Genomic DNA, 10,902 nt, shown 5'->3' with positions numbered 1-10,902 from the left:
ATAGCGAAATAATTGAAGATTTACTGGAAGAAAGCAAGCTGTTTATTGAATGGACTGCTGCCGATACAGAGATAGAAATAGCTGCTGAGTTAGTTGAGTTGCAGGTTCAGTTAGCTTGCTGGCAGTATTCTTGGGCTGAGATTCGCTCGAACGTTCAGCAACGAATAAAAGTTAGCGAACAGGTAAAAATCTGGTCAGAAAAAGTGCTGAATATGTCGGGTTTGTTGGCTGCGAATTAGATAAGTGCGCGATCGCTCTTGATGCGCGATGTGCTATTTTATCCATAAGAGCGATCCCCTTACGCAGTTGCAAATTCGGTAAACTGACGCAAACGCGGTGGATGAAAGGCGAGGACAATATCTTCACAAGACACCCCCGCTTGCAGTAAATCGGTTGCAATACCGTCCTCAGTCCGGTCTTCTTCAATCCAGATTTTTCCATCTTTCAGGCGAACGTGAATGACATTGCTTTTGATGCGATTATCTTGATACCAACCCATTTTTATTAGAAGATACTGCTCGCGAATCGGATCGAACAGCAAGACAGATTCGACATCGGAATTGCCCGAGCTTAGCTGCTGGTATTCTTCAAGAATTTTTTGGATTAAGCTTCGGTATCGTTCGAGTTTATCCATCGTTCAATAACCTCCTGGATTGGATCGAAAAGCAATAGGTTAACTTGATTTTTTTGAATCATTAGTTGAGCGAGCGGAGTTTGAAATTTATTATCGTACAAGTTAGCTGCAACTGCCAAGTATAACTTGAAATCTAGGTTTTGAGCTTCGACAACTTCTTTGTACATGATGTACTGACCGATGGTAGCCTGTAAGTCAGTAATGAACGATCGTCCGATGAAGCTTTTGACTTCCACAAGTATTCTTTCTTTGCCTCGCGCTGCAGAAATAGATTTCTCGGCAGCAAAATCTGGATATAAGTTATCTCCCCCGTACTCCAGTTCGTAGTTTTCCTTGAGAATTGTCCAGCCATCATTGATGAGCGCCTGTTTTACGGAATCATGGTAAATGTCTTTGGCTGGCATGAGAAGATTGAGATAGGGCGTTCTTCCATTTTAATACCATTTCGATCGAGTTACGATCGTGTTGTGATTTTCACTAGAGTTAATCTTCAAGGTGCTAAGCTCTATGGCTTTAGAGAAGAACTTTGTCAATTCTGGGATGTCATGTTACCTGACGGACTTTTTAGCTCGGTATTTTCCTTCGATCCATAGCTTTACTTTGACGGGACTCATCCCCATTTTGAATAATCGTTTGAGAATTATCGCCAGCAACAATTGGCTATCTCCACCGCGCCAAGGAGGGAGCGCGATCAAACTAGCAACGATAAAACGCAAACTCTGTATAAACTTACCCGCTTCCAGGTAAGCCAATCCTAAAACTGCCAGTGCAATCCCTTTAAATAAAGAATTATTAACGGTTTGAGCGATCGCTAAAGCTTGTTTTCCATAATCTAGTGCTTTAGGAATGTCTCCCAGTGCGCTATAGAGATAAGAAAATTGCGATAAGGACTGAGATTCGTGGTGTTGATAGTGATATTGACGGGCCAGATCCAAACATTGCTGGGTTTTTTCTAAAGCTAGTTGAACCTCATCTTGCCAAGTATGAATAAATGCCAGAGTTAGTAAGGCGTAACATTGAACGCTTATATCACCACTGTGTTGATTAATTTCCAAAAGTTCTTGGGAGCAGGTTAGAGCGGCTCTAAAGTTGCGCTGGTAACAGTAGACTAAGCCCAAATTCACCAATACAACACTAACTTGATGGCAATTGCGGTTTTGGTGTCGTTGCTGATACTGTTGTTCTAAGGCATCCAAAGCTTTTTGGCGTTTACCCAACTGAGCATTGGCGACGGCAAGCCGTCCGAGAGCGTACCATTGGGTTTGCGTATCGTTAATAGTACGGGCGATCGCTAATGCTTGCTGACAGTGATGAGTCGCCTGATGAAACTGTCGCAGGTGAATGGCTAAATATCCCAAAGTCGCCAAGGTTTGACCTCTCTCAACCGCTGTAGACGAGCCTTCGCCGTAACTGTCTTGCTCCCATCCCAAGCTTTCTAGCGATACGGCATCCTCCAATTGAATGCGACAGCCAGATTCATCAATTCGATCCAATACCTGCAACTGCTGCTGGCAGTAATTCCAAGCTGTTTGATATTGTCCCCAATTGCCATAGCAAAGCCCTAAACCACCAAGTGCTTTAGCTTGAGCCTCTGTATTGTGATTCTCTGTGGCTAATTGTAATAAACGCTGATAGTAATCGACTGCGGTGGGAAACTGACAAAGATGGGTATAAGCATAGCCCAGGTCATTGAGACAAAGACAATCCAATTGGGGATTAACTTTACCCAATAAAGGTTGACATAGAGCGATTTGTTCTCGGTAAAGTCCCCAAATTCCAAGCTGTTGGTGTAAAACCTGCGAATTCCCTTCGATATTAGGACGAACAAATAAAATTTGGCGAATCAGATCCCAGGCTTTAAGCTGTTCTAGATGGTGAGCCGCCTCCAAGTAGCCTCGGACTTGTTCGAGTTGAGAAGCTTGGTTATGGGGTTGATAGTGCTTGAGCCAGTAAAAAGCGGCTCGTAAATGCGCTTTTTCATAGAGAGTCGGTTGTCGATCGAGAGGATGTGCATTATTTAGAACCAACTCTCCTGCTGGTGTCAAGCAGCAATTTAAAATCTGGGATTCTGTTAGCGTCTTCAGTTGCAATGCTCGATCCAAGGCAAAATTCATAACAGGATCTCTGGTTTAAAATTAACAAGATGCTGGAGCGCGATGCTGCGAATTAAACTGTGAAGCCGATAGAATACGCGCCCAGCCTTAGAGTCTGTTTCTAGGAGAAAGCGGCGTTGTAAGGTTTGAAAGGCAATTATTTGCGCTTCTTTAGGACACTCCGCAATTAATAATAGCCAAGCAGTTCGCTCTACAGAGCATCGATAGGTAGCTCCCATACAGAGCAGAATGTAAGCCAAAGGAGATGAAACGCGCAGACGGATAAATGTTCGTTCGATGCGGCACTTAACTAGATCGGTTAAGTTGATGCTGTAATTGGCTAAAGTTACTGAGTCGGCGCTCGAACGTAAATCAGAAGCTATTTGCTGTTGTTCGATGGTTACAATCTCTTCGCCATAATCGTGCCAGTAGGCTTGAATGTCGCGGTTGTATGGACTTTCTCGAATTTCTCCAGCGATTACTCGCAAAGCAAGCGGATGGCCTTCATAAACCCTAACGATGCGTTGTAGATATTCACGTTCCTCATCTGTCTGAGGATAAACTTCCCAACTCCCAAAAAGTTCGAGGGCTTCTTCGGGATTTAAGCCTTTGAGGTATTCTAGGTGCGATCGCTCTAAATACCGTCCCTCGGCTATGACAGGGAGGCGATCCTGAGAAGTTAGAATCAAGCGAGATGGCATTGGTTCTACTTGGATAAAGCGATCGAAAAATTGGGCAAATAAGGGATCTTTGTAATGAAACTCGCCGCGATCGCCCGTTTCCAGGATTTCCTCAACCATGTCGAGGAGCAGCAAAGAGGGATGGGTTTGCAAATAATTAACTAAATCGATGACCAGTTTTTGAGACTCGTGTTCTAACTCAAAATCCGATCTCATCTGCTCTTTTAAAAGTAAGCGAGCGAATTGTTCAAAGGTTTGCTGCTCAGCATCAAAGCGAATTACATGAACGAATGGCCACGTTTGAGCGATCGCTGGTTCTAAACTCAGTCGAATTGCCAGAGAGGACTTGCCAATCCCTGTAATTCCTACCAGCATTAGGACGCGACTAATGCCTTTAATCTTTTCAGTTAGTGCATCAACTAACGATTCGCGCCCAACCCAACGAGTTTCATCCTCATCTATGGAAAGTGTAGAATAGTTGGGTGACAATGAACTCTCTAAGGGTTCAACTTCTGGTCGAGAAAAAGCAGATTGACTAGCGAACTGAGATTCTCGATGTTTAGCATAATGCTTGAGGACGCTCTGAAAATTCAACTTTGTCACTTTTTGTCGTAGAGCGGTTGAGAGCATCTGCCAAAGTTGCGATCCAATATCTTTGATATAGCTATAGTCATAGTCAAAAGCATTAGCAATCTGCATATAAGACTGTCCTTCCCAAGCTTGACAAAAGACTATCTTCTGCACATTGTTTAATTGCTTTATTTCCAGAATTTCCTCAACGATATTTAGTGCCTCATCATCAGTCATTTTTGCCATATAGACTTCTAAAATAACTATTTCTATTCGATCTCAGGTAATGATATCAATTCCGGGTGCGCCGGAATGATATAGAGGACACGGCTCTTGGAGTGTCCCTACACGCGATACCCGTAGGGACACTAAGCGCGTACCCATTGGTGTCAACTTAAGGTCAAACCCAGTCAGAGACTTTTGTTTGACTATTAAATCTAGATCCCCCCTAGCCCCCCTTAAGAAGGGGGGGACAAGAGTCCGATCTTTCGTCCCCCTTCTTAAGGGGGATTTAGGGGGATCTAGAGTTGGCTATGAACGAGAGATACCAAGGCTTTCATGCTTAAGTTGACACCTATGGGCACGCGCTTAGTGTCCTAATTTTCGCTACTAATAATTCCGACGCTACCGGAAACGATATGATTCCGCACCCTCAACTGTCGCACAGACAACCACAGCTAGCAGAGGTGAGCGATCGGACATTTTGTTTTAAGTATAAATACTCATGATTTTGTGAAGAATGAGCTAATGGGCTAGTCAATAGAGACAGATAATTTTTAGATTCTAGATCCGACTTCGATCCGACTTCGATCCGACTTCGATCCGACTTTTATCGGACTTTTATCGGACTTTTATCGGACTGCCGGACTTGCTACACAGCGGTAAAGTAGTTACATCTGAGTTATGCAATTGGGCAGAGCATCAAATACAGCAGCACTTATCGTTGATGAAATATCAGCAGGACTAAACGGCGTATTGAGACATTTTAGCTGAATTAACTACATGCAGGCGGTGCATGGCATTCTTTTGCAACCAGGTAGAAAAGCCGGATGTAACAGTTTGTTGGCACGAAAGGCTACTCAAAACCTTCAGCTGGTTAGGCATCTACCGAACAATTTCAGCAAACACTAGCAGGAATGAAGATGAACCAATCTCTCGGACGCTCACCCAAGCGTGGGTTTTTGTCAGTTTCCTTTAGTAAAGCACTAACGATCGGCGTTCTGAGCGCCATTCTACCTTTACTCGGACACGCACAGCCTTCAGTTGCCCAAACGTGCAATGTCTTCGGCTGTTCTCAACCCGGTGCCGGTGCTTGTAACCCCTTTGGTTGCCCAAATCCGGGTGCAGATCCTTGCACTCCCTTTGGCTGTCCGGCTTCGCCAACTCCTGCTGGCGGGACCGCAGCGCAGCCCCCGGTCATTTATCAGTCGCAACCTCCCGTAATTTACCAACCGCGACGGCAAATTGGTGGTTCTCCGCAGGGGATCAGTAACTGCATGAAAAACCTGATGTACGAACAACAGCTAGTTTGCACTCGCAGTTATTGCAGCCAAGTGAGTCGAGAAGATGGTTGGGGCGGTTGGCAACTGCAAACCGTGAGAACTCAAACCAGTGAAGCTGCTGCCGTTCAGGCTTGCCAAAACGCACGCTAAGACAACTTTCCATTATTTGTAGAGCCATGATTATAAATCATCAAGCATTGACGATGGCAGGCGCGATCGCCACGATGCTATCACCATTGCTAATGACCCAAGGCGCGATGATCGCGCAGAGTTCGATTCGAGAATGTCTTAATGAGTTTGTCCGCCAAGGCGTTTCGCCTGATAAAGCTGCTGACCTGTGTTCCAGTGGTGGTTTGGCGATCGAAAGATGTGTAGAGAATAAGCGATTTCAGACTTACGAAGGTGCACCTCGACAGCGAACGGATGGTAAGACAGAATACACTTACCCGATCAATGCGTTCTCTGCAGAAAGTACCAGCGGACCTCAATGCTGGACTGATTATCGAAAATTATTTAATCCCAAGAATGTCTGCTGGGCGAGTTCGATCAAGGTTTCGGTATTGAGTGAAGAAGAAGCGGTCAACCAGTGCCGTAATGCGGTGGGTGGCAATCCAGTGGCTCCTGTCAGTAATCCAAATCTGAACACACCGCTGATCATCATTCCCGGAGGCGGAGGTACAACCTGGACTAATCCGGTTGGAGGGTCGCCACAGGCGATTCAGCAGTGTATGGAGAATTTGCTGTATCGAACAGAGGTACAGAAACCATTTTCAGGCTGGATTTGTGTTGCGAATGATGTGAACTGTAAAACCGTCAGAGTCAGAACTGAGATTAGCGAGGCAGCCGCAGTCCAGGCTTGCCAAAATGCACGCTAAAAAACCCTTTTTTAGGGGATGTTTAATCGAAATAAGAGTGCATTTACCACTAATTGTTAAATTACACAACTATCGATAGGAGTAAGAAATCATGTCTAACCAAGCTTTTCTGCGAAATTTATCTATTGCTGGTATCGCGCTTTCTGGTGCGATCGCCTTGAGCAGTAAGCCAGCATTGGGCGATACAACCTAAAAATTTCCTTTCTGAAATTTTCATAAATATCGACCTACTAGAGCATCAGTCCAGTAGAATCAAATCATTGGGTTTGGGCTAGTTTTTCGGATATCGAACGAGTCTGAAAAAACCTTTTTGCGTTGAGAATGATTCAACTGGACTGGCGCTCTAGCAATTATTCAAGGCAGATAAATAAGAGGAAACTTACCATGATCGAGTTAATTAGTTCCAATCTCATACTTAATCAAGACAAGGGAAAAAGTAACCTTGAGCAAATAGTAGGATTGACAAATCCACTTCTACCAGCCTTAGATCCGAAACTTAGTGTAGGCTCGGATTCTAATTTAGTTACTTCTAGCAGTTTAGCGAGCAAGCAAAATATAACAACGGGTATCTCTGTAATAAATAGCAAGGAAATTGATACTCTGATTTTGCCGCTTTCTAGCACTAGCCAAATAGGTATTTTTTCCAATAAAAAAACGTCTCAATCTATTATATCCGAGCCAGAAATCGATATAGTGACTGGTTTAAGAGTAAGCGAAGAGCTAGTAGATAATTCACAACCAGACTCATTAACTAATCCTTCTACTACATCTTCCTCGTCAAATTCCACTAACACTGGTTCAGTTACAGAGACTCAAAATCAGTCATCTGTGGTAGTAACTGATGCAAAGAGAACTAATAGCGCCACCACCGATAAGCCATTGCTAGAGGATAATGGGAGAGCGATCGCTTCGACCACCGAAGCTAATATCACTTTGAGTCCGCCAAACGGGTCAACTAGCGTTAACTTGCTTGACAATGATGACATCATTAGATCGAAAGGAATCGTCGAAAAATTATCATCAGTTAAAACTGTATTTTCCGCATTAAGCAACAGTATTACTCAAAACTCTTTATTTACTCAGAACATTTCGCCTTTGCCAAATAGATTTGACAGCGCTAAGGCAACTGTATTCCTAAATGATGTTAGCGCTCGCGTTAACAAGACATTGGCAACTTTAACTGATACACCCAATTTAGATTTAAAGATAATTGTTGAGCAGTTGTCTAAATCTATAGAGAATATTGGAACTTTAACGGTAGCTATCGATGGACAATTAATTACGCCCGATCTTATCAACACAATCAAATTAGGAATCGATACAGAAGTTGTCTTCAATTTTGATTTCTCCAAATCATTTACGATTTCAGAAAATCTTACTGGAGAAACAGCTTTTGAAATTGCTGGTACTAAAACGCAAGCAACTGTAAGTGGTAACGCAAATGGCTTGGGCGCTTTTGACTTCAACTTCAGTATTGGTATCGATAAAGTAGGAAAAGTTTTCATTAATGAAGGTGGTCTGCTCAGTTCCGACTTCGATTTGAATGCTACGCTTGCGGGAAATGCTCCTATTAAAGGTTTAGTCAACACTGGAATTAATGGAACGGGGACGTTAAATCTTGATGCTCAGTTAAAAATTGATGATGGGGATACCATTCTAAACGAGCGACTTTATCTGAATGATGACACAGCAATAACTCTCTTTGCGCCCAGTGCAGCATCTTTCACTGGTGGCATTGTCCTTGATAAGGCAACAGTTAAAGGGAGTATCCCTGCATTATCTGAGTTAGAATTGGCGATCGCAGCTTCAGGTAGTCTAAATTTTGTGACAGGTGAGGCAAAACTTGCTGTTCAACAAGATGCGCTCTTGGATGCGCTAGTGAATGCAACAGAAAAAGGAATCAACTCTCTTGCAAATCAAAGCGCGAAAATTGCTAAACTGACTCAAGATATTCCCATTATTGGGGATGATTTATCTACTGCCTTATCATCAACTATTAAAAAGGGACTCGGATTTGACGCTCCCGATAAAGGGACAAAGGCTTATCTCGAATCCTTCGGCATTACAGTTGAAAAATTAATTACGCCAGAACAATTCTTTAGTGGTAATTTTATCGCGAATGATGTGTTGCTACTACACTACAATTCTTCGGTTAGTGACACATTGCAATTAGCAAATACCTCTGGTGGTTTTGATGCAGGTTCAGCGAAGTTCACCCTTAATGGGAATTTGCAAGCTACGCCGAATCTAGCTTTTGACCTCAGTTTGGGCCTTGATTTGGCGAATGGTCCTTTCATCTTAGAAGGGGGTAATGTTAACGCACAGTTACCGATTAAGGGAAGTTTTAACGGTACGGCAAGCATTGGGAAATTCCTCACAGGTCAAGTAAGTATCGACAATGCCAATTTGAGTCCAACGGCAAAACTAACGTTTAGTGACTTTGATAGTGTTGGAAATGAGCGTTTTTATCTGTTGGGTAGCAATAACACTCTTTCTTTAGATACTATTTTAGGCAAAAAAGAAGCTATTGCTTTAACGGGTAATTTAGCCTTAGATGCGGCTCTTACTGTTGCTAATCCTGCTCAAAATCTCAAGGTTCCACTTCTCAACAAGCTCAACCTGGGCAATTTTACATGGAATGCCGGTGTTCAATACGATCTAGCTACGGGTAAAGCTGACTATACGATCAAAAATGATGCCAGTCTTACAGCGATTGCTAATCTTTTTCAAGGCAAGCAGGGAGATATCATCAATCTGTTTTTAGGAGACTTGGTTGGCTCTAATCCGATTCCAAAAGAGATTCGCACCATTCTTACGGAAAAAATTCCTCTATTAGACAAAAACTTACTAGATATTATTGGTGTTCCTAAAGGTCTCCAAATTCTGATTGAACCCGACAAGTTTCAAGGGAAAAGTATTGAGCAGATTAATGATAAGACTGGTCAGCAAGGACTCGATATTCTGGATTTGAGTTTTGATTTAATTAAGACTGATAATGTTTTGAAGCTTCTAAGTGGTCAGGACATTAATCTTATTAGCTTAGATGTTAAACAAACCCTTGCTTCGTTTGAGAAAAAAATAACCGTATTGCCTAGCACAACCGTATTCACTTTCTACGGGCTTGCTGGGATTAGTGCTGGAGTTGATATTGAAGCAAGGCTTTCAATGCTGGTTGATACTATCGTAGGCTTCGATACACAGGGGTTCTATGTGGTTGAGAGTGGGGCTAAAAAAGAACCTAAAGATATTTTGGGGCGAACTGTAGGAAATATGTTGTTTTCTCTCAATCCAACGATAACTGGAATTCTAACGGGGACACTAGACCTAATAACTGTTCTTGATTTAATTGATATTGCCGGAAGAGTTTCTTTAATAGGACAACTTGGGCTTCGTCTCGATGATTCTCCTTCGGGAGTCGATTCCGATCCAAAGGTTCGTTTAGCGGGACTGAATAAGATTGATGAGATTTTACGACCGACACTTAAACTCGATCTGGGATTTGGTCTAACTTCTACGTTGTTCCCTATTGGGAATTTTGGATTGCCTTTAATTAAAAAAGGGGAAGTCGAAAAGATTGTGCCTCTCTACAATGAGAGCGCAGGTTCTTTAGCTGACATCAAGAATGATGTGAAGTCTTTTATTGATAAAACAAGGGGAGAAGGAGGACTTAAGGTTTATGCACTGGGGGTTATTACTGGCGATCCCACATTGCTCACGGCTGGTACTGCTCTCGTGGCGACTTCTCCTCCAGTAACTCAGGCGTTTAGTGAGTTAGCGACAGGGCTAAAGGAAAGTGGTCGCGATATGTTGGGTGCTGCTAAGTCTATTGCCGAAGTAGCGAAAGAGTATGGACTAAATTTAGCGCAAACTGCTAAGTTTTTGTACCAAGAATTTTCAGGTGGAGTTGCAGGTGTTGCCAATGCTCTTTATAACGGAGTTACACAGAACATTGGTGATATTGCAGGAGGACTTTATAACGGAGTTACAGAGAATATAGGTGATATTGCCAAGGGGCTATATAACGGAGTCACCCAAAATTTAGGCACTATTGCTGGGGGACTTTATAATGGGGTCACCAAGAACATCGGGAGTGTTGCCAAGGGACTCTACGATGGGGTTACGACTAATTTAGGTAGTGTTGCCAGAGGACTTTATAACGGTGTTACATCTAATTTAGATAGCATTGCCAAAGGGCTTTATGATGGTGTTTCCCAAGACATAGATAAAATTGCGAAAGCAATCATAGATGAATTTGGAGTTGGTTTTTTCTTCAAACTGGATAACTTAATCACAGAGTTTTTGCCAGATGGCAGCAAAATCCGAAACACCTTTATTAATGGAGTGAATACCTTTAGAGAGGAATGGCTCAGTGGTGGGAAGAAGATTGACACTGCCTTTAGAAATGGGACAACCTATCTACGGAACACCTTTATTAATGGAGTGAATACCTTTAGAGAGGAATGGCTCAGTGGTGGGAAGAAGATTGACACTGCCTTTAGAAATGGGACAACCTATCTACGGAACACCTTTATTAATGGAGTGAATACC

The 10,902-nt window shown here is 42.9% G+C and carries 8 protein-coding genes; 4 read left to right on the top strand and 4 right to left on the bottom strand.

The genetic code is table 11. The features are described from left to right. Positions 1-239, top strand: a 239-nt coding sequence (locus tag AAFP11_RS28135) for a hypothetical protein (RefSeq protein ID WP_341739989.1), incomplete at its 5' end; no start/stop codon positions are given. Positions 240-298: 59 nt separating this feature from the next. Here AAFP11_RS28135 and AAFP11_RS28130 read toward each other — a convergent pair. The 4 genes from AAFP11_RS28130 to AAFP11_RS28115 form a co-directional block, all read right to left on the bottom strand. Continuing rightward, on the bottom strand, positions 299-634 hold the full coding sequence (locus AAFP11_RS28130) for a XisI protein (RefSeq protein ID WP_341739988.1): 336 nt from the start codon (positions 632-634) through the stop codon (positions 299-301). Further along, the gene (locus AAFP11_RS28125; protein WP_341739987.1) at positions 604-1,038 is read right to left on the bottom strand and encodes a XisH family protein; all 435 of its coding nucleotides are present in this window, start codon (positions 1,036-1,038) and stop codon (positions 604-606) included. The genes AAFP11_RS28130 and AAFP11_RS28125 overlap by 31 nt, the downstream gene beginning before the upstream one ends. Before the next feature lie 144 nt (positions 1,039-1,182). Beyond that, positions 1,183-2,748, bottom strand: a complete 1,566-nt coding sequence (locus AAFP11_RS28120) for a tetratricopeptide repeat protein (protein ID WP_341739986.1) — start codon at positions 2,746-2,748, stop codon at positions 1,183-1,185. Beyond that, entirely contained in the window at positions 2,745-4,223 is a 1,479-nt protein-coding gene (locus tag AAFP11_RS28115) for an NB-ARC domain-containing protein (RefSeq protein WP_341739985.1), read from the bottom strand. The genes AAFP11_RS28120 and AAFP11_RS28115 overlap by 4 nt, the downstream gene beginning before the upstream one ends. Before the next feature lie 896 nt (positions 4,224-5,119). Here AAFP11_RS28115 and AAFP11_RS28110 point away from each other — a divergent pair. The 3 genes from AAFP11_RS28110 to AAFP11_RS28100 all read left to right on the top strand — a co-directional run. Continuing rightward, entirely contained in the window at positions 5,120-5,629 is a 510-nt protein-coding gene (locus AAFP11_RS28110; RefSeq protein ID WP_341739984.1) for a hypothetical protein, read from the top strand. 26 nt (positions 5,630-5,655) lie between these two features. Then, positions 5,656-6,354, top strand: coding sequence for a hypothetical protein (locus AAFP11_RS28105; RefSeq protein WP_341739983.1), 699 nt, complete (start codon positions 5,656-5,658; stop codon positions 6,352-6,354). Between the two features lie 384 nt (positions 6,355-6,738). Then, positions 6,739-10,902: hypothetical protein (locus tag AAFP11_RS28100; protein WP_341739982.1), on the top strand; the 4,164-nt coding region annotated here is incomplete at its 3' end.

Source organism: Microcoleus sp. CAWBG640 (genome assembly GCF_020883015.1).
GTDB lineage: Bacteria > Cyanobacteriota > Cyanobacteriia > Cyanobacteriales > Microcoleaceae > Microcoleus > Microcoleus anatoxicus.
Note: the sequence above shows the minus strand (reverse complement) of the source record. Positions and strands in the feature narration are given on the sequence as shown.